This is a genomic window from Streptomyces colonosanans, from assembly GCF_001866645.1.
Classification (GTDB): domain Bacteria; phylum Actinomycetota; class Actinomycetes; order Streptomycetales; family Streptomycetaceae; genus Streptomyces; species Streptomyces colonosanans.
In genome coordinates, this window is sequence record NZ_MLYP01000032.1 from 65,837 (window position 1) to 88,233 (window position 22,397).

25 protein-coding genes and 6 pseudogenes are annotated in these 22,397 nt (G+C 68.1%); 13 read left to right on the forward strand and 18 right to left on the reverse strand.

Annotated features, from left to right (window positions below; genetic code table 11):
- Positions 1-300: 300 nt before the first annotated feature.
- A complete protein-coding gene (locus BIV24_RS12245) occupies positions 301-594 on the reverse strand; it encodes a hypothetical protein (RefSeq protein ID WP_245766779.1) in 294 nt (97 codons plus the stop codon).
- 858 nt (positions 595-1,452) lie between these two features.
- Between BIV24_RS12245 and BIV24_RS34335 the strand changes: the two genes are divergently transcribed.
- Positions 1,453-1,842: a 5-carboxymethyl-2-hydroxymuconate Delta-isomerase gene (locus tag BIV24_RS34335; RefSeq protein ID WP_177198696.1), complete on the forward strand. Its 390-nt coding sequence runs from the start codon at positions 1,453-1,455 to the stop codon at positions 1,840-1,842.
- 17 nt (positions 1,843-1,859) lie between these two features.
- On the opposite strand, the pseudogene BIV24_RS35305 reads toward BIV24_RS34335, so the two are convergent.
- A pseudogene (locus tag BIV24_RS35305) lies at positions 1,860-2,108 on the reverse strand (transposase); the annotation flags it as partial.
- Between the two features lie 123 nt (positions 2,109-2,231).
- On the opposite strand from BIV24_RS35305, the pseudogene BIV24_RS36445 reads away from it, so the two are divergent.
- Positions 2,232-2,372, forward strand: a pseudogene (locus tag BIV24_RS36445) (ATP-binding protein); the annotation flags it as partial.
- A gap of 46 nt (positions 2,373-2,418) precedes the next feature.
- Here BIV24_RS36445 and BIV24_RS12255 read toward each other — a convergent pair.
- The 4 genes from BIV24_RS12255 to BIV24_RS12270 form a co-directional block, all read right to left on the reverse strand.
- Positions 2,419-2,910: a hypothetical protein gene (locus tag BIV24_RS12255; RefSeq protein ID WP_177198697.1), complete on the reverse strand. Its 492-nt coding sequence runs from the start codon at positions 2,908-2,910 to the stop codon at positions 2,419-2,421.
- Between the two features lie 120 nt (positions 2,911-3,030).
- Positions 3,031-4,653: an integrase gene (locus BIV24_RS12260; RefSeq protein WP_071366275.1), complete on the reverse strand. Its 1,623-nt coding sequence runs from the start codon at positions 4,651-4,653 to the stop codon at positions 3,031-3,033.
- Positions 4,654-4,665: 12 nt separating this feature from the next.
- Positions 4,666-4,980, reverse strand: coding sequence for a helix-turn-helix domain-containing protein (locus BIV24_RS12265; protein WP_071366276.1), 315 nt, complete (start codon positions 4,978-4,980; stop codon positions 4,666-4,668).
- Positions 4,977-6,041, reverse strand: a complete 1,065-nt coding sequence (locus BIV24_RS12270) for a tyrosine-type recombinase/integrase (protein ID WP_071366277.1) — start codon at positions 6,039-6,041, stop codon at positions 4,977-4,979. The genes BIV24_RS12265 and BIV24_RS12270 overlap by 4 nt, the downstream gene beginning before the upstream one ends.
- Positions 6,042-6,177: 136 nt before the next feature.
- Between BIV24_RS12270 and BIV24_RS12275 the strand changes: the two are divergent.
- Positions 6,178-6,327, forward strand: a pseudogene (locus BIV24_RS12275) (ATP-binding protein); the annotation flags it as partial.
- Here BIV24_RS12275 and BIV24_RS12280 read toward each other — a convergent pair.
- Positions 6,324-6,650 (reverse strand): ankyrin repeat domain-containing protein, encoded by a 327-nt coding sequence (locus BIV24_RS12280; protein WP_071366279.1) that lies wholly within the window; start codon positions 6,648-6,650, stop codon positions 6,324-6,326. The pseudogene BIV24_RS12275 and the gene BIV24_RS12280 overlap by 4 nt on opposite strands.
- A gap of 117 nt (positions 6,651-6,767) precedes the next feature.
- Between BIV24_RS12280 and BIV24_RS34340 the strand changes: the two genes are divergently transcribed.
- Positions 6,768-6,995, forward strand: coding sequence for a hypothetical protein (locus BIV24_RS34340; protein WP_071366280.1), 228 nt, complete (start codon positions 6,768-6,770; stop codon positions 6,993-6,995).
- A gap of 11 nt (positions 6,996-7,006) precedes the next feature.
- Here BIV24_RS34340 and BIV24_RS35310 read toward each other — a convergent pair.
- The 3 genes and pseudogenes from BIV24_RS35310 to BIV24_RS12305 form a co-directional block, all read right to left on the reverse strand.
- Positions 7,007-7,636: pseudogene (locus BIV24_RS35310) on the reverse strand (transposase).
- Positions 7,637-8,140: 504 nt separating this feature from the next.
- Positions 8,141-8,809 carry a DUF1963 domain-containing protein gene (locus BIV24_RS12295; RefSeq protein WP_245766780.1) on the reverse strand — a complete coding sequence of 223 codons (669 nt, stop codon included), beginning with the start codon at positions 8,807-8,809 and terminating at the stop codon, positions 8,141-8,143.
- Between the two features lie 413 nt (positions 8,810-9,222).
- A complete protein-coding gene (locus BIV24_RS12305) occupies positions 9,223-9,546 on the reverse strand; it encodes a Mu transposase domain-containing protein (RefSeq protein WP_071366283.1) in 324 nt (107 codons plus the stop codon).
- A 217-nt stretch (positions 9,547-9,763) separates the two neighbouring features.
- On the opposite strand from BIV24_RS12305, the gene BIV24_RS12310 reads away from it, so the two are divergent.
- From BIV24_RS12310 to BIV24_RS12320, 3 genes are all read left to right on the forward strand, one after another.
- Positions 9,764-12,478 (forward strand): NB-ARC domain-containing protein, encoded by a 2,715-nt coding sequence (locus tag BIV24_RS12310; RefSeq protein ID WP_079168213.1) that lies wholly within the window; start codon positions 9,764-9,766, stop codon positions 12,476-12,478.
- Between the two features lie 136 nt (positions 12,479-12,614).
- Positions 12,615-13,136, forward strand: coding sequence for an AAA family ATPase (locus tag BIV24_RS12315; RefSeq protein ID WP_071366285.1), 522 nt, complete (start codon positions 12,615-12,617; stop codon positions 13,134-13,136).
- A gap of 93 nt (positions 13,137-13,229) precedes the next feature.
- Positions 13,230-13,895 carry a hypothetical protein gene (locus BIV24_RS12320; RefSeq protein WP_071366310.1) on the forward strand — a complete coding sequence of 222 codons (666 nt, stop codon included), beginning with the start codon at positions 13,230-13,232 and terminating at the stop codon, positions 13,893-13,895.
- Between the two features lie 465 nt (positions 13,896-14,360).
- Here the strand turns inward: BIV24_RS12320 and BIV24_RS12325 are convergent, their stop codons facing one another.
- The 6 genes from BIV24_RS12325 to BIV24_RS12350 form a co-directional block, all read right to left on the reverse strand.
- A complete protein-coding gene (locus BIV24_RS12325; protein WP_071366286.1) occupies positions 14,361-15,050 on the reverse strand; it encodes an alpha/beta fold hydrolase in 690 nt (229 codons plus the stop codon).
- Positions 15,050-15,571, reverse strand: a complete 522-nt coding sequence (locus tag BIV24_RS12330; RefSeq protein ID WP_218149306.1) for a pyridoxamine 5'-phosphate oxidase family protein — start codon at positions 15,569-15,571, stop codon at positions 15,050-15,052. The genes BIV24_RS12325 and BIV24_RS12330 overlap by 1 nt, the downstream gene beginning before the upstream one ends.
- 82 nt (positions 15,572-15,653) lie before the next feature.
- Positions 15,654-16,664 (reverse strand): RNA polymerase subunit sigma-70, encoded by a 1,011-nt coding sequence (locus tag BIV24_RS12335; RefSeq protein WP_245766781.1) that lies wholly within the window; start codon positions 16,662-16,664, stop codon positions 15,654-15,656.
- 396 nt (positions 16,665-17,060) lie between these two features.
- A complete protein-coding gene (locus tag BIV24_RS34345) occupies positions 17,061-17,294 on the reverse strand; it encodes a hypothetical protein (protein ID WP_177198698.1) in 234 nt (77 codons plus the stop codon).
- A gap of 160 nt (positions 17,295-17,454) precedes the next feature.
- On the reverse strand, positions 17,455-18,501 hold the full coding sequence (locus tag BIV24_RS12345; RefSeq protein ID WP_071366288.1) for a CU044_5270 family protein: 1,047 nt from the start codon (positions 18,499-18,501) through the stop codon (positions 17,455-17,457).
- A complete protein-coding gene (locus tag BIV24_RS12350; RefSeq protein WP_079168216.1) occupies positions 18,498-19,073 on the reverse strand; it encodes an RNA polymerase sigma factor in 576 nt (191 codons plus the stop codon). The genes BIV24_RS12345 and BIV24_RS12350 overlap by 4 nt, the downstream gene beginning before the upstream one ends.
- Positions 19,074-19,225: 152 nt before the next feature.
- Between BIV24_RS12350 and BIV24_RS34350 the strand changes: the two genes are divergently transcribed.
- Positions 19,226-19,381: a hypothetical protein gene (locus BIV24_RS34350; RefSeq protein WP_177198691.1), complete on the forward strand. Its 156-nt coding sequence runs from the start codon at positions 19,226-19,228 to the stop codon at positions 19,379-19,381.
- A gap of 329 nt (positions 19,382-19,710) precedes the next feature.
- Complete coding sequence (locus tag BIV24_RS12355; protein WP_245766784.1) at positions 19,711-20,022, forward strand: hypothetical protein; 312 nt, start codon at positions 19,711-19,713, stop codon at positions 20,020-20,022.
- 24 nt (positions 20,023-20,046) lie between these two features.
- Here BIV24_RS12355 and BIV24_RS33235 read toward each other — a convergent pair.
- A pseudogene (locus BIV24_RS33235) lies at positions 20,047-20,154 on the reverse strand (IS5/IS1182 family transposase); the annotation flags it as partial.
- 136 nt (positions 20,155-20,290) lie between these two features.
- Between BIV24_RS33235 and BIV24_RS36205 the strand changes: the two are divergent.
- The gene (locus BIV24_RS36205) at positions 20,291-20,440 is read left to right on the forward strand and encodes a hypothetical protein (protein WP_342745247.1); all 150 of its coding nucleotides are present in this window, start codon (positions 20,291-20,293) and stop codon (positions 20,438-20,440) included.
- On the opposite strand, the pseudogene BIV24_RS36210 reads toward BIV24_RS36205, so the two are convergent.
- Positions 20,390-20,530 (reverse strand): annotated as a pseudogene (locus tag BIV24_RS36210) (nucleotidyltransferase); the annotation flags it as partial. The gene BIV24_RS36205 and the pseudogene BIV24_RS36210 sit on opposite strands and share 51 nt — an antisense overlap.
- A 318-nt stretch (positions 20,531-20,848) precedes the next feature.
- Here BIV24_RS36210 and BIV24_RS36010 point away from each other — a divergent pair.
- The 3 genes from BIV24_RS36010 to BIV24_RS12365 all read left to right on the forward strand — a co-directional run bounded on the left by BIV24_RS36010 (position 20,849) and on the right by BIV24_RS12365 (position 22,016).
- The gene (locus BIV24_RS36010) at positions 20,849-20,980 is read left to right on the forward strand and encodes a hypothetical protein (RefSeq protein ID WP_281247735.1); all 132 of its coding nucleotides are present in this window, start codon (positions 20,849-20,851) and stop codon (positions 20,978-20,980) included.
- Positions 20,981-21,180: 200 nt separating this feature from the next.
- Positions 21,181-21,660, forward strand: coding sequence for a hypothetical protein (locus tag BIV24_RS12360; RefSeq protein ID WP_071366289.1), 480 nt, complete (start codon positions 21,181-21,183; stop codon positions 21,658-21,660).
- Positions 21,657-22,016, forward strand: coding sequence for a hypothetical protein (locus BIV24_RS12365; RefSeq protein WP_071366290.1), 360 nt, complete (start codon positions 21,657-21,659; stop codon positions 22,014-22,016). Before BIV24_RS12360 ends, BIV24_RS12365 begins: the two co-directional genes overlap by 4 nt.
- Positions 22,017-22,397: the final 381 nt, after the last annotated feature.

Below are 22,397 nucleotides of genomic sequence, written 5' to 3' on the forward strand. Positions count from 1 at the left end.
GCGATCACCCGAGCAAGACTCCCATTCGATCGACAAGCCCCGCGATCGGTACGACAACGGCCTCTCAGGGACATGCCCGGCGTCGTGCGCGGTATCAGCGGCCCGGCGGTTCGGGGTAGCTGGCGGCGTCGGTCCGGGTCGTCGACGCCGATCTCGTACCAGGGCTCGCCGCGCTGGAGCCGGGGCAGGGTGTTCACTCAGACCGCGACGGTGATGCCGTGCATGGCGGCCAGCGTCTGGAGGGCGGGTGTCGAGCAGGTGCTCCTCCTTCCGGCTGTCCCGCCCGGCGCGCGAACCGGGTCACCATCGGGCGCGCAGCACGCCGTCGCTGTCCGGCAGGACAGCGCGGAGCAGCGGGTGGCGTTCGTCGAGGTATAGCGGCAGGGCGCAGGCCGCTCGCGCATCGGCCACTTGGGCGGTGAACTCCTGGTACTCGGTGTCGTCGACGATCGCGTGGCTGATCATCCCGTCCTGCGCCTCCCAGACGAACTCCACGGATCCCTCCTCAGGCAGCGCGGCGAGGACCGCGCCGACGTCCGGGGTCAGGTCGGGCCAGACGGTCAGCAGGGCGCGCGGGCCGAGACCGGCGCGCACTGTGTCGAGGTTCTCCGGCGTGAGGCGGTGCCAGCGTGCGGCGTTGCGGATGCCAGCGTAGTTTCCGGTCCCGATTCGGTGGTCGGGAGGGTGCTCGTGCTGATCGTGGGCGGGAGTCCACGGAGAAGATCATCCGTCAGCGGTTGACTTCGAGGATTCTCAGGACGACCAGAGCGCAAAGGAGTTGGGGGCGCGGGCGGGATCGGTGCGGAGCTTGGTGGGGGTCGGCCGGTTCTTGAGGTGGGCGAAGCCGTGCTCGACCGGTGCACGTCCGACGGCGAGGACTTGGTTGGCTTCCTTCTGCCCTCCTTCTTGGCCGAGGGAAAGCGACGGTAGGAGGGCATCAGGCCGTCGGGCACGGCCGGGTCGCCGGTTCGCCGGGCAAGTTCGACCCAGCGCAGCCGTCGCCAGCCGGGGCCTGGGTGCTGGGCGCGACCCAGTCCTCCTCCTGTGGCGACACCCGCACGATCGGCCACAGGCTAGACATCGGGTTCGGTTCCTCGGACATCCGCTCATGGTCCCAGGTGCGAATCCGCCCTTCTGCGAGGGGCCGACATGACGCCGCCCCGAACCCCGCCGCCCGAGCCCGTTTCCAGGTACCTGACTGGGATGACGAGGCGTACCTCAAGGACCGACGAGCCGACCACTGACCAACGATCTACACCCCAGACAACTCGGCGGAGGCTCACTCTGCGGCATCGGCCCGGAGCCGTGCGACGACTCCTTCGCCCTGGAGGCCGTCGCCACCGCCTGAGCGCAGGTGCGTGCTCGGCCTGGCCGACCCTTTGTCGAGGAACTCGTCGGTGCGAGAGAGTGAATATGCTGCATCCATGCCACATGTAACCGTGACGTACACCAATGAACTGGGCGCGAACGACGTCCTCGACTGTGAAGAACTGCCCGGAGTTGCACTCGCTGATCGTCGCCAACAGCGGCGCGCGCCCCGAGGCGTGCCGGATCCGTTTCATCTACCCTCAAGACGACTGGTACATCGCTGGCCGCACGGAGGAAACCCATCAGGCGGTCCACATCGAGATCGCGCTGAAGGCCGGCCGTAGCGCCGAGGTCAAACGCGCGCTCAGCGAATCCGTCCTCGCGCTTCTTCGCACACGCCTCGGGCCGATCCCGGAGTTCGAAGTCCATTTCTCGGTCGAAGTACGCGACCTCGACCCGGACGGGTATGCGAGCCACATCGAGTCCGCCGGGGATGTCCCCCGGGACGCCATCCCGCGGGGTGTGCCCAGGTGACTGACGCTTGACCATGGATCCCGCCCGCGCGGGGCTTTCACCTCGACCACCCCGGCCGCGGTGGTGATCTTCCTGGGCTGGTGGTAACCATTGCGCACCACCATCCGTCGCCCCGTCTCGTCCCGCAGATCAGCCAACTCGGCTATATACGTGTTGACTTCGGCGCCCAGCGCGGCGGGGAGCGTCCGTCGGGCGCCTACCCGGACGATCTCGTCGGTCAAGGAGCCGTTCGGCGTGGTGCCGTTGTCGTTGACTACGCTGAGCACGGGCGTGCCTTCCCGGCCGGTGCCGCGAACACCGGCCTACTCGCTGACCATCAGGCGATCACTCGGGAAGGTACGCCCTTCGCGTGCTCCCCGAGCTCGATCCACAGGTCTTGAGCATGGCTCGAACTCGTCCGTCCGGACGTCCTCATCCTCGATGACTTCGCAATGCGCCAGCTGTCAGCGGCCCAGGCCGACGACCTCTACGAGCTTGTCTCCGAGCGTCAGGGCCGGTCTCTGATCATCACGAGCAACCGGGATCCCAGCAAAGCGCACATGTTCCGGCGAACTTGTGCCAGGTGCCGCCGTAACATCACGGGTTCGATGGTGTCCAAGGGGCTGCCCAGTCGCCTCGATGTTCGCGCCACGCGGTCCTGAGGGCTTCGAGTTCGGTGCGCGGAAAGTGTTCACCCCACTTGCCGCGGTATGCGCTCTCGCCGTACTCCCTCGCAACCTCGTCGAAGCAACGGATCACTGCTCGGGCAACGGCGTCAATGTTCTGCTGGGTGGACCAGATCTCTGTCCCGGTGTTGTCGTGGTCACTGCCGCGAGCCAGTTGCAGTAGGCGGATCCACACGTCGGTGCCTTCACGGTAGAAGCTCCATCGGAAGGCGGTGGGCTCGGCCTCGAACTGTGCTCGGCATTCGGTCTCGCCGACGATCAGACGCGTTACTGCCGTCAAGAGATCTTCGGGGGCAGTGGTGATATACGAGGCCGTGACTTCGGCTTCCGTCTGGTTGTCGCTGACGGTGCAGTCGGCCCAACCACGTCCGGACAGGACCCAGACGAGTCGCAGGTCGGCCATCCTCGTTCCCTTCCTCCAGCCACGGGTTCCTTGCGCTGATCACCGAGGGACCTCGCGCGCGTCCGAGTCTGGGGGATGGTGAGACCACTGACCAGCGAATTCCCTGACACCGACCGACGTTCAGCGATCGGACAGGCGCCCAGGGTCGACATGGTCGGCGAGATAGATCAGGGCGGCCTGCGGGTCCATGCCGAAGGCCGCGGCGACGAGCTTGGGGTCCATGGTGTTCACCAGGTCGACCAGCCGGGTGCTGCGGATCATTCGGGGCGGGAAGCCGCAGTCGTCAAGAACGTGGGAGAGATAGGCAGTTGAGGCCGGGCTTCGCCCGGCCTTTGTTCCTTTGGTGACCATGACGTGCGGGTTCTCAGTCGGCCAGACTTCGCGATGGTTCAGGCATCGCAGCAGCACCGTCCAGGAGGCGGGGTCCAGCGGAACGGGGTGAGGCCGTTTTCCGAGCCGGATCGTCTGGGCGAGTCGGTCCACTTCAGTGACCTGCAGCAGCCGGACCTCGGAACTGGAGGCGCCGTGCAGCAGGGCGAGTATGCCCACCAGGGCCTCGTGGGGGTGAACCTGTTCGTCTGTGGTCCAGCGCCGGAATAGCTCGCGCTGCTGGTCGAGAGTGAGGGTCTTGCCGCGGAAGCCCTTCGCCCCTTTGGCGATCAGGCCGCGGGTTGGGTCGGCCAGCACCAGCTTCTGGGCCCGCGCGAAGCGGAAGAACTGTCGCAGCACGGTCAGTCGCCGCTTGCGGGCCCTGGGCAGGACGGTCAGAAAGGCTTCGATGTCGTGCACGTCGACGAGAGACCAGTCGGCCTTGTGTTGCTCGTTGATCAGGAAGATTGCCAGGTCCCGCATGGTGGCCAGAGCGGTTTCCAGGGTGTGATTGCTGCGGGGGCGGGTGCCGGCTCGGCGGGCCCGGTCCTGGGCTCGCATCCGGGAGGTGTCGAATGCGGCAACTGCCGGCCGCAAGGGTTCGGGCACGGCCTCAACCCGGCGGCGCCGTCGGCCAGTTGCGAGTCGTTCGTCCTGGTCGGTGGGCAGGGCCAGACCGCGGAGGGTGAAGAAGTCCTCAAGTGCGCGAGCGAAGGAGCCCATCGACCGTCCGGGCCTGCGGGACCGCTCCAGCAGGGCCTGGGGTGAGTTGGAGTGCTCGTCCTCGAGGAGCCGTCCCAGGTCGGTGATGAAGCCGCAGGCTCTGGCGACGCAGTGGCGGGCGGCGACCTGAGCGACGAAGTCGGCGAGCCACACGGGTGGGTCGGTGAGTCGTTCCTGGAGGTGTTCACCACGGATGAAGGGGCGACCGGGGTGTTTTTGCCAGCAGGCCGAGCACAGCCCCAGTCCGGCATGCCGACGCAACTGCCCGCACTCGCGGCAGATCCTCGGCGGGTTCTTCCCCTGCCGGGGTCGTGAGCAGTGGCCGCACCAGCCGGTCGTCTCGCGCAGATAGCCGGGCTTTTGACAGCGTGGACATGTCCGCTGTCCGGCCAGCTGGCCGGCCCTGCGCCGGCACTCCCGGCACAGCTGGTTCTGTGGTGAGCGGACCGGATGACCGCACTCCGTGCAGACGCGTGAGCAGGTGATGCACCGGCCGGTGTCGTCCTGAAGCACGCGATCGAGGCCGCAGGAGGGACACGGGGCCTTGGCGGCCTGCTCCTTCATGCGGCGCCAGCACAGGCAGCAGTGCTGGCGGTCGAGATATCCGACCGGTCCGCCGCACGTGACGCAGTCCCGTTGCTTCTTGCCCATCGTGGCCTGCCGTCACAGGGGCGGCATCGACCGGCCCCGGGCGGAGGCGGCCCGCGGGAGGTCGGCGACCGGGCGAGGGGGTGCGATCGGCCGTTCGACGGGGGTGGTGTCGACCTCGATCAGGTCATTGGGGGTGCATTCCAGCGCAGTGCACAACGCGGCCAGCGTGGTCATCTTCACCTGCGAGGGCTCCTTCGTGAACAGCGCGGACACCGAGGCCGAGGACAGCTGAAGGCCCGCCTTCTCGGCCAGCAGCCGCCGCAGCTCGGTCCCGGTCCACACCTCGCGCTGGGCAGCGGCCATCCGCAGCCGCCATTGAATCTTCATGCCGTGGTGTCCTTCCCACTCAGCTCGGCCAGCGTGCTGGCAACCGCCCGTTGATAGGCGTCCTCGATGAAGGTCGCGGAGGGGCGGACATAGCGCATGGTCGAGCTGACGGTCCAGTGCCCGAGCATCTGCTGAATCGCCACGAGGTCGACGCCGCGTTCGTAGTTGTGGGTCGCGCACGCTCTTCGCAGGGCATGCGGGCTGAACCGGTCGGCCATCGGGCGGCCTTCGAGTTCCATCAGATAGCGCAGGCGGTTGCGGATGGTCCCGCGGTGGAGACTGCCGCCGGACTCGTCGGCGAACAGCACTGGCGAGTCGGGGAACTTGGGTCGCACGTCCTCCAGGAACCACCGCAGCACCAGATCGAGGCCGTCGAGCATGGGCACCCACCGCGGCCGCGGTCCGGAAGTGTGGGCGCCCTTACCGAACCGGACATGCAGCTTGCCGAACGGCCCACGGAAGAAGTGCAGGTCCGGCTTGTCCAGCAGGGATGCCTCCTCGGAGCGGAGCCCGGCGTGATACAGCGTCCGGAACATCGCATAGTCCCTCGCTGCGGGTCCGTACTTCCGCGCGGTCGCGATCCGCTGCTTCATGAAGTCGAAGAACTCGCCCACCCGCTCCGGCGTCGGAGGCGGCAGCAGGGCCGGCGAGTCGTCGCCGACATGCCGGGAGGCGTTGAACTCGTCGATCGGGCAGACCAGCCGGACGCCGAACGCAGCCTCGATCTCGGCTGCCTTGCGGGCCTGCAGGAACCGGTGAAAGCCCTTGAAGGTCTGCACATACTCGCGCCGGGTCGACGTCTTGCGGCCCTGGACCGCCAGGTCACCGACCACGCGGTCGATGTCCTCAGGCGTCACCTCCCACGCGGGCCGTCCCAGAGCCGCGAGGGTCCGCTCCAGCAGGCCGCTGTCGTTGTCGATGGTCACCGGGCTGAAGCCGCGGGCCCTCCAGGACGCGATGAACGCGTCCACGCACGCCGCCTGGAACTGCCACGGATCCGCCGTCAGCGGCTCCTGCGGGACGGCCCCACCCGCGATGACCTGGAGTCTCGCCTCGGCCATCGGCACACCTTCCTCGCACCTGAACAGTCAAGGCAGCACCTGCAAAACCGGGGTGCCACCGCGAGAACCAACGAGGACCGCCAGACAGGGATACGGCCAGGTGGCAGCGGCAACTCTTGTGAGGGAACAAGTGCCAGCCCCAGATGACTGGTATCCCCTCTTCCCCAACCCGGTCTTCGCCGAATCCCTCCTGGACCGGCTCATCAACACCAGCCACCAGGTGATCATGAACGGCCCCAGCTACCGACCGAACAAGCGGCCCGAGAACCCAGTCTCCAAGCCCTAAACGTCTCTACGGGCGAGCCAGGCTTCGAAGAGAGCATCAGCAAGCCAGTGCCCGCTGACGAAGGCCATGTGATGGGCTGACGCTCCCGCCCCTCTGTGTGAACGGCGCGTGGGATCTGCACCTTGGGACAGTAGGAAGCACGTGGCGTCCACGTGGAGGGGCTCCCCAGTCTGGATATGCCCGTCGATCTCTCCGTCGACGGCCCGGTGCAGGAGAGTGAACCCGTTGTACTCCTCGTGGATGTCGGCTCCTGCCGCCAGGAGGTCGCGCAGTTCCTCCAGCCGGTCCTGTTCGACAGCCAGGTGCGTCGGTGGCATCTCCATAGTGCACATCCCCTTCCCCAGAGATCATCTCAGTTCCTGGCCTGGGAACGCGGTCGGGGTGACCGCCGCTTTCGCGGCCCCACGAAGCGCCCTCAGGTTGGGGACCTGGGGAATTACGTGAACTTACCCCTGGGGAATTGCGCGATCGTCCACGCCTCGGGCACCGCGTGCCGGATCCGTACGCCGCCCGGCCCGGGTAAGCCCTCCAGCAGCTTCTGCTTCGTCAGCCGCGCCAATCCGCTGGACGAACCCGCCCTCTTCTTCGCCATCTTGCTCGATCTGTGTGCGGAGGCCGTCGGCCAGGGCCCGGGCTGCGTCCTCCTGGACGTCGAGCGCGTCGAATAGGGGCTGGATGTTCACGCACTCACCGCCTGCATATCGCGCCAGGTGGGCGTGTTCGTGCCGGTGAGGCGGCGGGCCATGACGTGGGTCATCGCCCACAGGACGCGGGAAGCAAAGAAGGACGGGTGGTGCTCGTAGTCGCGGATCAGACGCCGGTGCAGTATCAGGATTCCGTAGGTCTGCTCGACCCTCTACCGCTTCGGCTGCGGCATGAACCCCTTGTCCGGCGGATTGCGTGCGACGGTCTCGACGTCGATGCCCAGGCGGTCGCCGTGCAAGACGACCTGGTTCTTGAAGCCTTGGTCGACCAGGGCATTGCGGACGGTGCCGCCGGTGTGCTCAGTGACCTGGTCCAGCAGGGCGATGCCCGCGGCGTTGGGGTCCTCTAATCGACGGGCCTTCTCACGGACCTGGCAGCGCAGGATTTCATGAATGGTCTGATCGGTTCGGTCGTCGCGCCAGGCAGCGAAGTAGCAGTACGTCCCGCTCTTCGGCGGCAGATCGTGCGGGAGGAAGGCCCACTGGCAGCCGGTCCGCCCCTGGTAGACGATCGCATTTACGATCTTCCGCATCGGATAGGCGCCCTGATGGCCGGTCACTGAACGGTGCCGGCCCTTCCACGCCGTGATCACCGGCTCGATCAGAGCTCACTGCTCGTCCGATAGGTCGCCCTTGCAGCACCGTCACCAGAGCGAGCTGGCCCGGCGACCAGCCCGGCCGCCCCCGTTCTGCAAACGCCTCGGCGAACTCGGTGTCCGGGAACAGCTCGCCCAGCTCATCGCTGACCCGCATCGCCAGCGGATACGGCCCACGGGCTGCGACCGCGCGAGCCACCTGCGCGGTCAGCTCCGGCACCTGCGGCCAAGGCCGCGACTGCATCGACATCCAGCACCCCACCCGCAACCGGAACGGCAGAACGGTCGCCAGCCTGGCCAACGAGCCATCACACCGGACGGCACGGATGGCCATGTTGGTGATAGCCGAGAGCGGGTGTCGGTGAGTGACGAGAGCACCATGTCCCGCTGGATGTCGATGTCGGTGACTTTTAAGAGCGTCCGGATGCTTGACTTTGTCGAGTTGTTATACCGTCCGTCGGTACGGAGGCCGCTGTGTGTGGGGGCGGGCGCCTGGTTGCGGTCCTCTGCCAGTCACGAGCAGTCGAACCAGTGCCCGATGGGGCGGTCCGGGCAGGTTCGGCACTCGAAGATGTACACGCCTCCGACATCGCCGAGGCACAGGCCTGCGGGATTGTCCGCGGCTTCTGTCCAACCGCTGTCGGTTCTGTCCTCCACCGGCAGCCACGTACGCCAGGACTCTCCGTCGAATTCCTCGCTCGCGACGGTCAGCAAGTGCTCCATGCGGCCACCGCAGGCTTCGCAGTCGGGCCAGCAGGGTTCCTGTGTCCAGCCGGGGTAGCCGCCCAGCTTGATCCCGGGCGCCTCAGCCAAGTGATACGAGTAGTACAGGCCGGTCGTTGCCTTCAGCTCATCGAAACGGGCCTGCAACGCGTCATGCGTGTCCCGGGAAAGGTCCCAGCTGGGGTACTCGGTCACCTGCTCCGGGTGGACCACACACGGGTTCGGATACCAGTCCTTCGGGAGGTCTTCCACCGGCTCCGGAGTCGGCAGTATGTCTTTGATGACACCAGAGTCCCTCCAGTGCACCTGCGGGAGGGGGTAGCAGTACTCGCCGTGCGCATAAGGGCACCACAGCACCTGCAGCAGGTCGGTTCCCTCTGGGAAGGGGACTCCGGGTGCGTCGGCCTGGCGGACCTGGACGATGGGAACCATGGGCACGGCAGCCTGGAGCTCGCTCACGGTGTCGAGGTCGAAGTGCTCCTCTCTGCAAACTGGCCATGGCTCTGCCACAGGCCACAGCAGTGGCCCTCCAACGGAACTGTCGTAGCAGGAAGGAGAGCCGGCGCGCGGGTGAAGGCGAACGGACTCACGGCGGAAGGGGACCAGCTCAGGGAAGAGCTCTTCCACGTCCACGGGGCGGGCAGGGGTGCGACGGATCATGCATCGGACTCTAGGGCCAGGGACTGACAGCCAACCCGCCCGGCCCCGCGATCCCCCATTTCGGCGGCGGCCATCTTCCACCGCATCCTGCTGGTGCCGGCCGCGGCGGCCTCGATCAGCCAGGACTTGGCTCCGGGACCGAGATCGAGGAATGCCTTCTCCGCTTCGCTGACGGGCTTCGGCCTGGGCTGGCGGGGTCCGCCGTCCATCTCCTACGGGTGGTCGGGGTAGTGGGAAAGATCGATCACCGGCCGTCCGGGCCGGGACAGCTGATGACGGGCGACCTCCGTCAGACCCGCGGGACCCTGCATCCACTCCGGCCGGCGGACCAGGTGAGACAGGTCGACGACAACGACGAGTTCGTCGCCGTCGACACGGACCCGGGCTTCCTGGCCGACCAGACCGGGCGGTGTCGAATACCGCACGGACCCGAAGCGGACGGTCTGGTCCCTCAGCATCTGGCGCGACTCGCCCAGCGCGAGGGTGTGCGGGACCAGGGGCAGCGGGTGCTGCCGCGACCTCTCGATGTCCAGCATCGAGGACGGGGTCTTCCTCGCCGCGCACGAGGGACGGAAGGCGAACGCTCAGCCGGCCAACTGCGACGCTCAGCGGCCAACTTGGTCCGCATTCGCCGTGCGCCCGCGAGTAGTCGTGCGGCATCGTCTGTTGGTGATCATCTCTAGCCCAGCCGACTTCACTCCTCACGCCCTGGGCGCGGGGGTTCCTCGTTAGCATTGGCAGCCAGGGGGGGCGATGTGGCGCGTGATGAAGACGGTGGCCTTATGTGTGGCAGGGGCGCTGACGGCCGCAGTGGCCGTGCTCGCCTCGCTCGCGGCCAACGCTGCGACGCCCCAAAGCCGTTGGCCGGGTCCCCTCGACACCTTCCGGACTGCCGCGTGGCCGTGGGTCGGTGTGTTGGGTGTCACGGCGATGGCGCTGGCTGCGGTCGCGGCCTTCGGCAACAGGCCCACGGTCAACGAGGATCCTCCCCCGCCCGCTGCCCCCTCCGTCCCGGCCTGGGTGGCGGATCGGGAGGAAAGCCACCGTGCCGTCGCCGCCGTCTGCGACCCTCAAGCTACGAACGTGGGCATCACCACATCTCTGGAAGGCGCAGGCGGCTTCGGCAAGAGCACCCTCGCCACCCTGATCTGCTCAAATCGCCGGGTACGGCGCCGGTTTCGGAACCGCGTCTACACAGTGACCGTCGGCAGGGACGTCCGGGGGCGAGCAGCCATCGCCGCCAAGGTCGCAGAGGCCACCGCCTTCATCACCGGTGACACCACCGCCTTCGACGACCCCGACCGGGCGGGTGACCACCTGTGGCGGCTCCTGTCCAGGCGACCGCGGACCCTGCTCGTCCTGGACGACGTGTGGGAGCCGGATCAGCTCGCACCGTTCCTGCGAGGCGGCCGGAACTGCGTATGCCTGGTAACCACGCGGGTCCCGGCCGTCCTGCCGCCGGGCTCGGCGCGCGTACGGGTGGACGAGATGTCCCCGGACCAGGCCAGGGCTGTTCTCACCTGGGAGCTGCCCAGCCTGCCAGAAGACCTCATCACCGGGTTGTTACACGCCACAGGCCGGTGGGCGCTCTTGCTGCGGCTGACAAATCGTCTCATCACACGCTTGATCGCGACAGGAGTCGATCCGGTAGCGGCCGCCCGGCACGCCCTGGAGGCTCTGCGGACCCAGGGACCCGCCCTGGGCGAGCCTCCGGCCGAGCTGCTCGACCTCGATGACCCGGTCCGTCGGTCACGTGCCGTTCGAGCGACTGTCGAAGCCGGCATAACGCTTCTCCCGGAGGGAGACGCCCGTCGGCTGGCCGAGCTGTCCGTGTTCGTCGAGGACGAGTCCATCCCGGTGCCACTCGTCGTCCGGCTTTGGCAGGCCACGGCCGGTCTGGACGAGCTGCCGGCGCGCGAGCTGTGCGTACTGTTGGACCGTCTTTCTCTGGTCACCCTCAGCCCAGTGAACGGAGGGCGCCTTGCCCTCCACGACGTGCTCCGTGACTACCTGCGCAGCGAATTGGGCCAGACCGATCTACGCCGTCTCCACGCGGTCCTGATAGACGCCACTCTCCCGAACGACCTGCAATCCGTCCCGGACGGGTACCTGCTCGACCATGCGGTCGAGCACCTGCTGGCTGCCGGCGAGAGCAGCCGGGCCGAACGACTCGCGGGGGACCTCAGCTGGGTGGAGGCGCGGCTGCACCAGCGCGGCTCCGCCGCCGCGGCGAGCGACCTCGCCCGCATACCCACCCCCACCGCGGCCAACCTGGCCCGAGACCTCATCCGCGTCGCCCCTCTGCTTGCCCCTCTGGGGGCCCCGCAATTGCTCACCTCCGTGCTGCACGGCCGGCTCGCTCAACTCCCCCACTGGGACCACCAGGTCAGGGCCCGCTGGGCGGCGGACGTCGGCCTCCGGCCGCAGCTCATCCCGCATTGGCCGCTCCCGGATCCTCCGGACCCGCACTTGCTGCAGACGCTCGCCCAGCCAGGCAACACCCTGCTCTCGGTGGCGATCGATCCGGCCGGAACCTGGGTGGCGACCGGCAACGCTGCCGGCGAGGTGGTGATCCGGGACGCATCCACTCACGCGGTGCTCGCACAGGAGTTCATCGACGCCGGCCGCATCAGCGCCCTGGTAGCCGGCCCGGACGACGGTCCGCTGACGGTCGTCGCCGGATTGGCCGTTCTCAGCGTCGACCCGTGGAACAGACGCCCTACCAGGGTCCTCTTTGCCTGCCCCGAGGAAGCGCAGCACGTGGTGGTCGCACCACAAGGGCACTGGTACGCAGCGACCGACAGGCACGGGAACATACTCATCGGCGACAGCTCGTCGGCCGCCTACCTGCCCCATTCTTTCCGGATCACTGCGCGCGGTGGGCGTCGGGCACTGGCGGTATCGCCCAACGGCCGGCTCCTCGCAGTGGCCTGCCGCGACGGCTCAGTACGCGTGTGGGACACGGTCACCGCAGGACCCGCCTGCTCGATTGCGGTCTTCCCCGACGGAACGAGAATCGCGGCCGCCGGAGAGGAAGGCGTGGTGACCATCTGGGACCTGGTCACCCGCACCCCAGTCACTCGGCTGACCGGCGGATCCGGAGCGGTCCTGGCCCTGTCAGCCGCACCGGACGGGTCCTGGCTCTGTGGCGCAGGCAAAGACGGCACGGTGCGTCTGTGGCACCCTCAATCCGGGACCTACCGGGCGCTGGAGACAGGCAACGGCCGCCCAGTCCGCTCAGTGGCAGCCTCTCCAGACGGGCGGTGGATCGCCTCCGTGGGAGCGGACGCCACTGTCCGCATCTGGGACTGTGCGGGCGGACACCTGATAGCAGTCCAGCGCACCGAAGCCCCACTGCGGTCCTGCAGCTGGCGACCGGACGGCCAACACCTAGCGGTCGGCGGGGAAAGAGGCCTGTATGTCTACGAGTTCCGCCCCGCTCGGTCCGGCAACGACCCGACTCCCTGATGGGTTTTACGACCCTGCCCATGCCCGACACCGGCGAAATTCTCGGTGGGTGACAGCACCCTGAGACACGCCGAAGCCATACCGGGTTTCTGCTGTGCCTGTTACCGCGGCCCGCACGACGCTAGCGTCGAGTCTCATGATCGTATGGCTCAACGGAACCCATGGCGCAGGCAAGACGACGACCAGTGCGCTCGTGCAGCAGCTGATCCCGGATTCACGGGTGTTCGACGCCGAGAAGGTCGGCGAGACGCTCATGGACATCAAGCCGGGACTGCCCAGGACGGACAACTTCCAGCACTGGCCGCCATGGCGGCCGCTCGTAGTCGAGACCGCCCGGCGCGTCCTCGACTACACCGGCGGCACCCTGGTGATGCCCATGACCGTCCTGGTCGAGCAGTACTGGCGCGAGATCAGCACGGGCCTCGCCGAACATGCGATTCCGGTTCGGCACTTCGTCCTCCATGCCGACCAGGACACCCTCCGTGCGCGCATCGCGGGCGACACTGTTCTTGGCCCCAACTCCCCGTTCCGCCTCCAATACCTTGAGCCCTACGCCGAGGCGGCACGCACCTGGCTGCACGCCGAGGCCGAGGTCGTCGACACCACGTACCTCACACCCGCCCAGGCCGCCCTGCAGATCGCAGAGGCCGTCAAGTGAGTTGACTCTCATGGAAGGGCGCTGTGGGCCACCTCCGCAGAACGCCGGATACTCGATCGATCGCTTGTCAATGACGGCATGCAGAATGCGTTCATGAGTCACGACTACAGGCCCGGTGACGTGCTGTTGCTGAAGTGCCCGTTCGCTGAGACCGCCGTCACCGGGGTCACCCGTTACCACGTGTCCGTGCGGTGCCCGTGGCTGGAAGTGGACCCGCAGGCCGAGAACATCAGCTGGAACGGCCAGAGGGCGCTTCCCACGCCCGCGGCCCTCGAGTGGGAGATCTTCCGAACGGAACCGGCAGAGGCCTCACTGAAGCCGGGTGATACCTGCCTGGTGGGAATCTCCGCGACCGTCGTGCACGTCCAGGCGGTCCATCGCTTCGATCCGCCCCTGGTCACCGGCATGCTGCCGCGGCCCGCGTCCTACGTCGAGGTCCTGCGACAGGGTGAGACCCATGATCCTGACCTTGAGGACCAGGGCTACACGATCGATCCGGCTGGCGGTGAAGCGATACGCATCGAGCTGTTCTTCCGTCCGTACGCCTTCCTCGAACTGGGTGATGAGGTTGCCGACCGGAACGGGCGCGCCTGGCGGTTCGATGCGGCATGGGACTGGTACCCCTTCGACGGTGAGCAGTCGGGCACCCCGGCCTGGCCGCTCACGCTGCTCTTCCGCCATGGTGAGCCGACACCGAAGGAAGCCGAAGCCGTCGCCCGGGCAACGGCGGTCGGCAGCCACGCGTCGCTGCGGCCCTGAACTAAGTACTCAACCTTCAGCGAGACAAAACTTTCGGGATGTCCGGCCATGTAGAGCATGCACGCGAACACCTGGGCACCGCCGATGTCGATGCCGGACAGAGCGGCGTGATGTTCTGTGAGTCCGTCGTCACCGATCTCCGCCGCCAGGCCAAGAGTGCACCGACGCGCTTGCGCCCCCCTGCCGGGCCGTTGGGGATAGCGACACAGCTTCGCGCCAGGCCCGCCGGAACGAGCTCCAGCAGCCCGATCCCACCGGGCCTGACGCGTCAACACGGCGCTACCGCCCCTGCGCGGGATCGCTCACAACCACTTCCCCGACCTGCGCGAGCGGTGAGCAGCGGGGCGGGATTCTGCGACAGTTCGAGGCCGCTGGCTGATCCGGCGACCGCCTCCTGTCGTCGGCGTAGGCCACGCGGGCAACGGCCAGGGCGCGGCGAACGGGGTCTCGAACTGCTGGCACTGGTCAGGGCGTTGTCGAGTCCGTGGTGGTGTATGCCTCCAAGCGGTCGGCGAGTTGTCGAGGCCGGGTGAGAGCAACCATGTGGCCGCCGTCAATCTCTTCGGGAACGATTCCGAGGCGTTCGGCGACGACGCGGCGCATGAACGCGGCGGGGAGGAAGCGGTCGTCCCGGCAGAGCAGGAACTTCGTCGGCGTCGAAGGCCACGCGGGCAACGGCCAGGGCGCGGCGAACGGGGTCGCGGACTGCCGGCGACTGTGCTCGCGCGCCTGGGCAGCCATCGCGGGCGGGACGTCATGGAAGAACAGGGCGTCCTCGTCATCGGGGTCCCGGTCGTCGCGCTCGTCCTGGTCGCGTCGGGCTTGTTCGTAACCGGTGTTGGTCCACCAGGTGCCGGGGGCCTCTCCGGGCTGCGGGATCATCGCGGTCAGCAGCACCAGTCGGTCGACGGGGGCGCGTTGGCAGACCAGCGGCGCGGTGAATCCACCGAAGGAGTGGGCGACCAGTACGGTGCCGGTGCGGTCGCCGATCGCGGCGGCCACCGTGTCGGCGTACTGGGGCAGCCCGGCCGCATCGTCGTCGCAGGGCAGCTCGGGCGTGGCCACGCGGTGGCCGCGGGTGCCCAGTTCGTCGGCGAGCAGGTGCCAGTACCAGGAATCGGATCCGGCTCCGGGGATAAACACGTACTGGGTCATCAGGCCTGTCCCCGCCGCGTGAACTCGGCGGCCGTGGAGTCACCGGGGAATCGGGTCTGGAAGTCCAGGACCCCCACCCAGGCGGGGCGTACCGCGATCCGGGCCATGCGCACGCCAGGATGGTCGACGGCCGCGACCCGGGCCGCGCCTTCCTCTTCGCCGCCGTAGCGGCGCATGGCCAGCGCGTACTCCGGGACGATTCCGTCGACATCGGTGACCTGGGCCCGGCCACGGATCAGCAGCGCCCGTGGCGGGGTCCCGGCGGCGTCGATCGTGATCGCCACATCGGGCCTGGCCCGCAGCGCCGCAATCTTCCGGGCGGGGAAGAACGTGGACAGCACCACATCTTGCCCGGTCCAGTGGAACAGCATCGGGAACACCCGTGGTGTGCCATCGGCTGCCACATACGCCACGCGCGCGAGCTCGGTCGAGGCCAGCAGGCCCTGCGCGATGTCGCTGTCCAGCAGCCGGACATCTCCCTGCCGCAGGGCTGCCAGTTCCTCGTGGGTCAGTGTGTGCACTTCAGCTCCTTGCCTCCTCGGCCGCACCGGTTGCGGTCGTGCACTGTGAGACCACCCGAGCGCGGAAAAGGAATCGGAGCCATCAGGGCAGGGTTGCCGGCAGGCCGAACGCGCCGAAGACACGGGGCTCGAACGCGACGATCTCGGTGATCTCCCCATCCTCGATGCGCAGCACGTTGAGCACCTGCGGCTGGTAGGCCGCCTCTCCCGGCAGCCGGATGTAGCCGGCCATGGCCGGCTGCCGGTTCGCTGCCGCCGGCACACCCCGCCACTGCCCCCGGTGCAAGGGCGACCCCGATCCCAGTGCGTTCTGGACGAAGGCGACGACCTTGGCCCGGCCGGTGAAGCAGTACGGCAACGGCGGCATGGACAGCCGCACATCCTCGCTCAGGAGTTCCGCCAACGCCGCGGTGTCGGCCCGCTCGTGGGCCCTCACGAAACGCCGCAGCAGCTCCCGCTCCCGGCCTGCAAGGGGCGTGGCCGCAACCCGCCCAGCGCGGCGTTCCGGCAGGTGCTCTCGCAGCACCGGGCGTGCGCGCTGCAACGCGCTTTTCACCGCGGCCACGCTCATCCCCAGTAGCGCGGCGGTTTCCGCCGCCGGCCAGCCGAGCATGTCCCGCAGAATCAGCACGGCCCGCTGGCGAGGCGGCAGATGCTGGATCGCCACCACGCATGCCAGCTCGATGGTCTCCGTGGCGACGACCACGGCCTCCGGCTCCGCCTCCCGAGCGGCCACCGGCTCCAGCAACCCGTCCGGGAACGGCTGCAGCCACCCCACCTCCGCCGGTCGGCCGGACTCCCCCGGTGTCGGCTGCCGCGGGTGCCGCTCGAGGAAGTCCAGGCACACGTTCGTCGCGATCCGGTACAACCACGCCCGAAATGCGGAGCGGCCCTGGAAACTCCCGCGATAGCGCCACGCCCGCAGCAACGCCTCCTGTACCAGGTCCTCGGCGTCGTCGAACGAGCCCACCATCCGGTAGCAGTGCACCCGCAACTCCCGCCGATGCCGCTCGGCAAGCCCGGCGAACGCCGCCCCGTCCGCCGCTCGCACAGCGGCGAGCACCTCGCTGTCCACACCCGCCGACTCGTCCAACGCCCCGCTCCCCCCGATCCGACCGCCACCGGCAACCCTAGACGTCGACCGTTCCGAGCGGCGGCGGGCTCGGTCGTCGCACTCCGCCATCGATCAACCGCCCCGGTGGCTACTTGGGCAGAAATCTCGACGCTTTCGCCGACTGCCTCAGTGGCGGCTTCGGGCGCCCGATGACGATGACTACGTGGTCGAGTGGCGGGACCATCAGGTGTCTCGCGAGCATCTGAGCTGCCCAGAGACTGCTCGGCAGTCGGAGATCCTCCTGTGGCGCTGCCACCCCACGAACCGCCCAGCGACCAGTGCCGATTTGGCCGCGGCGCGTGAAGAGCGCGGAACAACCGTCTTCGACTGGTTGATCGAGATCTTCGAGGGTCGCGCCCCTGGTGTCCTGCGGCTTCAGTGACGGTGGATGCCCCGCTCCTCACCGCCTGCCATGCGGTTCTCGTCGACGCGGTCCGCGAGGTAGATCAGGGTGGCTTGCGGATCCATGCCGAAGGCGGCAGCGACGAGTTTGGGGTCATGGTGTTCACCAGGTCGAGGAGGCGAGCTGACGTCGTACGCCGACAGGCACCTCCAAGTGCCCAGGAAGCACGTCGAAGACGTCGACGGCGTACCCTGCAAGCTGGGCATGTTCGTGGACAACGCCCGCCCCCACGCCGACGACCTCACCCCCGAACGGCACGCGGAACTCGACGCGGTCCGCATGCGCTGGCAGGACCTGGCACGCCACACAGGGCCGGGCCCGGCTCTCCCTGATGGGGGCCCGGGCCCGGCCCTCGTGCGCCGCGTTTCAGCGCGTTTTCGGAGGATGAACCACCACGACGCTCGAGGAGTCCGGGGCGGGGCCGCCGGGCACCTGGCCGGGATGGTCGACGATGCCGGTCGCCACGCGGGCGAAGGAGCTGGAGAAGCTGCTGTCTCCGTGCCGGTCGAGGCGGTAGCCGCGGTAAGCGTAAGTACTCGGGTCCAGGAAGAGGTACCCGTGCGATCGGAACTGGTCTTGGAAATCAAACGCGATGGTGATCCCCGACCGGCCGGCCGCGTCTCGCATCGGTGCGCTGACCAGCTTGGTTCCGGGTATCAGCGCCAGCGCGCGGTAAAGCGCAGCGTTGATCTGGGGGGGGATGGTCGATGCGGTCTGCAGAACGTTGAGGATCCTGGTGAACTGCGCTTCGGGGGTGACGGCCAGGGGCGGATCTGCTGAGAAGTTGTGGAGCCCCCCCAGGTAGTACATGCTGGCCGAGCGTGGATCTCCTGGGGTGGCGAAGAAGGGGTCAGTACTCACCCGCGCGAGGAGCTTGCGGGGGTCGGTGGGCAGCCGGGACAAGACCTCGCGGGTCTCCCGTGGCTGGTCCCCGACCTTTCCCGGCCCCTGGGGGTGATTGTCGGTCACGAAGACGACGTTGCGGTTGCCTGATGTCTTACTGAGAGATGCGCGCTTGACCCCGTCGTACCGTTCCCAGGAAGGCCTGTGCCCGCAGTCGTCCGTGCAGACCACATTGTCGGTGTACACCCACTGGTGGAGACCGGGCTCTTTGTCCGGGCCCTTCGCGGCGTTGACCGCAGCGGCGTCCAGGACCTGGGCAACCGTCATGGCGTGCACCGGTTGGGTCTGCGCTCCCTGTCCACCTGAGGTGGCGACGATGATGGCGGCAACCGTGCCCGCGGCCAGGCCCACGAATGCGGTCCGCCGTACGCCAGGCCGCGCGAAGACCCGGCGGGCGGCCACCGGCATGTCATGCCCGGACGTCTCCTCGGCGGCCCGCTCGGCCCGCGCCCTTTCCAGGAGGGCCAGTTCCGCACCAAGTCGCTGCTTGAATCCGACCGGAGTGTTCATCGGGTGACCTCCGCAAGTGGGGTGTTGAAAGTGCCAGACGGGGTGGTACGCCCGGCACGCAACGCGGCACGGGCACGGTGCAGACGGACACGGGCGGTCGCCTGGGAGATCCGGAGCACCTTCGCGGCCTCCTTCGTGGTCAGGCCGTCAACAGCGACCAGGTCGATCACCGCGCGCAGCGGCTCGGACAGCACAGCGTGCCGGGCGAGCAGGTCCCTGGCCTCCCGCTCGGCGTCGATGCGCTCTTCGAAGCGCTGCACGTCCTGCTCGTCCAGCAGTCGGCGACCGCTCAACGCGGCCACCGCCTCCCGCTCACGGGCCGCATTGCGGGCATGAGAGGCCACCGTGTTGCGGGCTATCCCGTAGAGCCACACCAGATGCGTACCGCGCCTGAAGTCGTAGCCCTCGAAGGCCTCCAGCGCGGCCACGAAGACGTCGGCGGTAAGGTCGGCGGCCAAGTGCCGGTCGGCGGTTCTGCGGGTGACGAAGCCGAGGATGGCATCGAAGTGCGCCTCATATACCTCGCCGAACGGAGTTCGGCTCCGTTCGGGCTCGAGCGTGGGTATCTGCACGCGGGACCTCCAGTGCGGATCTGCAGTCTGTCACCTACCAATTGGCACGGGGACCGCGAACCGTTACTTCCCGCAGGTCAGAGCACTGCCGCTGGGCGCAGCCGGGTGAAGGCCACGGGGCCGGCCAGACTACGCCCATTGCGCGGGAACGGATGGAACAACTGCTCACCATCGACAGCAGGGAGGTCGACGGCCAGTCGTGGCGGACATCGCTGCCCGTCCAGGACGCACCGGAGAACGGCTCGGGCTTCGGCCTGCCGTACGAGGAGATTCTTCGGATCCAACAGGCCCGGACCGATGCTCCGTGATGGGGCGGCGTGTACCTCCTCGTCCGCACAGGCTGCCCTGCCATGCCGTACGCCCGCCGGTTCGACTGCTCGTGAGTTCTCTCCACCCGGCAGGCAGCGCAGCCAAGACCGACATGCATAGACGCTCCAGCAGCGGTTGTCCCGGCAGATCCGCCACGCGGTCCGGTCGGCCATGACCGACCCCGAGTTGCGTGCTTCATCGGCCAGAAAACGGTAGCCGAACTCCGGGTCCTCACGATGGGCGTCGAACAATGCGTTGTGCGCGAGCGGCCTCCTCGAACTCGGCGTCGGTCACCGGCCGGTCGAGCCAGCGGTGGTAGTGCGGTTGCGTGGCGATCCGGGGCGGTGATGAAAGCGGTGACTGGCTGGACTTTTACGTCCCCGTGGGCGCGCTGGACCACGCGGGACTTGCGTACTGGGACGGTCAGCCGTTCTTCAGGTCCAACGTGATGGACGACTGGCTGGCTGCCATCGGGACCGAGACATTCAAGAGCGCCTCCTTCAGCCTGGGGGTGATCGGCTTCGAGGTCTCTGGTTGCACCGACGCATCGACGCTGGCAGGGCAGTTGCCGCAGACACGCGACATCGGATACCTGATTCCACAAGGCGACGCCCTGCACTATGGCGCGGCCAACGCCTGAGCCTTTCGGCTCCCGGTGGGCCATGAGCCTGCGGTAGCAGATGAGGGTGCAGGCGATGCTGGTGAAGACGAGGAAGTGGTCGGCTTTGCGCTCGTAGCGTCGGTGGAGACGTCGGCAGCCAGCGAGCCAGGCCGTATAGGACGAGTCCGAAGTCGTGCAGCTCACGCCTGGTCACCGGTGTGACTGCCCGGCGCATGAGTTCCTTGTGGGCCCAGGTGAGGTGCGAGCGTGCAGGATCAGCCAGCTCCGTGGCTATGGGATAGCTGCAATGCAGCTTCGACGCGAGGGGGACGGCGCTCCCCAGGCTCTCGTGTACTTCCCCGAGCCGTTGTTCCTCCAGTGCCGTGCACGGTCGGTCGAGGATGGCGATCAGGTCGAGGTCGCTGCGGCCCGGCTGGTAGTCACCTGCGGCGAGTGACCCGTGTGCCCACACCGAGACCAGAGGCAAGACTGGCCGGACGGCGCTGACGAAGCGGTCGAGGAGCTGGCCGGTAGCGTCATCTGTCATATGGACAGTGTGTGTCACATGGTGGGGCGGTGGTCGTGAAACGGTTGGGTGGACTGGCCTCCTGGGGGAATGTGCTGGTGAATTCGCGTATTCAACTGCCGAGCGTTCCAGGCCGGACCCATCCAGATGGTGACCGTAGGTGGTCTCCGGAGGCGTATCGGCTCCAGGTGCCTCCGGCTACCGTCGCCAGTTCGCATCCGACCCGCCGCCCCATGCCGGCGGGCGTAGCCCGCCCGCGCGGTTCGCTCGCCTCGGCGCAGCGCGAACAGGCACCGGCCGACCGGCCACCAGAAGCTGCCGCAGATCCTGTCCACCGAGGTGGTCGAGCGGGCCGGCGAGACCTGGCTCAGCCACGCCAACGCCGGCAACGCCCCCGAAGCAGCGGTCCAGGCTGAGGGGGCCCGCGCCCTCGCCGCCCAGCTACGGGCCGAGATCGAGGGCACCGCGTAGCCGTCGAGTAGCGGCCCAGGAAGTTGATGTGCCGGTCCTTGAGCGGGGAGCCCCGCGCCGTCGGAGATCGCTCCCCAGCGGCGAGGGGAACCGAGACCGGCTGCCTGCGACCTACCGTTCGCGAGGGTGATCGGTCCAGCGTTCTGTGCCCCTCTTCCGGGTGATGGCGCCAGGACGAATTTCGAAGTAGTTTCAAAGTTATGGGTACCGAGAACGCAGCCGTGAACTTCTCCGAACTGGTGAACAAGAACAAGCAGACGCTTGCCCGGCTCCAGGAATCGCCAAGACTGCTCCTGCACCGCAGAGACGGCGAGGATCTGGTTCTCACCACCGCGGCGCGGGCCGAGCAGGACCAGACGGTGGTGTCGGCAGCAACCCGGATGCTGGTCGCGATGGCGCGCCGGGAGCCCGGCAGCATGGAACTGCTGCTCGACATACTGCCGGACGCATTCCCGTGGGTCCGTTTCCTGCCCGAGCCTGATCTCCACGCCTTCGCCGTCGAACTGGTCGACACCATGCGTGCCGCCGACTCGCTCGGCAACAGCGCGTCCGTCGCCCAGTTGCTCATCGCCTGGCAGCACACCGCTGAGGTCTACTCCGACCCCGAGCTGCTGGCCGCGCTGACCAGGGATCACGGCGAAGACTACGGCCCGGTACCAGACCCGCGGGATGTGGCATGACCGCGGGCCGCGGCGACCGCGCCGCGCCCCCGGCTCCGGACGACCACTGGGAAGTCCGCTTCGCTGACGCGGCCTCGGCCAAGGGCTGGGAGAGCCTCACCCAGCAAGCCCGCGAGAACACCTACCGCGCCTGGATCACCATGCGCACCACCCCCGGACCCGCCACCGAGACACCCCGGCACCACCGCCTCAAGGGCGGTCTGGCGCATGGCACCCACCGCGGGCAGACCTGCGAACAGTGGCAGATCGAGGTGACCGGCGGCGGCCGCATCTGGTATCTCCTCGACACCGTCCGGGAGACTTGCTGGATCACCTTCGCCGGTAGGGGGCACCCGCGAGCCACAGACCGACGCTGAGCCAGGCAGCCGGGTAGGGGCGGAACAGGACGGCGAAAATCGACCGCCTTGTTCCGCCCCGTGGTCGTTCAACGTGGCCGGTACACCGATAGGAGTCCCTGTCACCGGGAGGTACGAGGGAGCCACACCGTTGGCCGGCCACCGCCGAAGCGGTAGCCACGATGCGGCAGGCAGCGGCCGCGTGGACGTTCCACATAGGGCGGCCGGTCGAGGACCGTCGTCTCTTTGCGCACCGGCGAGGGAGGCGGTGAGTTGGTGGAACAGCACAGCTCCATCCAGGTCGCCGTGGGTAGGGCGTGGCTCGCCGCCACCGGGCGATCGCTGTATGCCGACACAACATGCGATGATCACCGGTGGCTGCTCGTGTGCCGCAACCGGGGC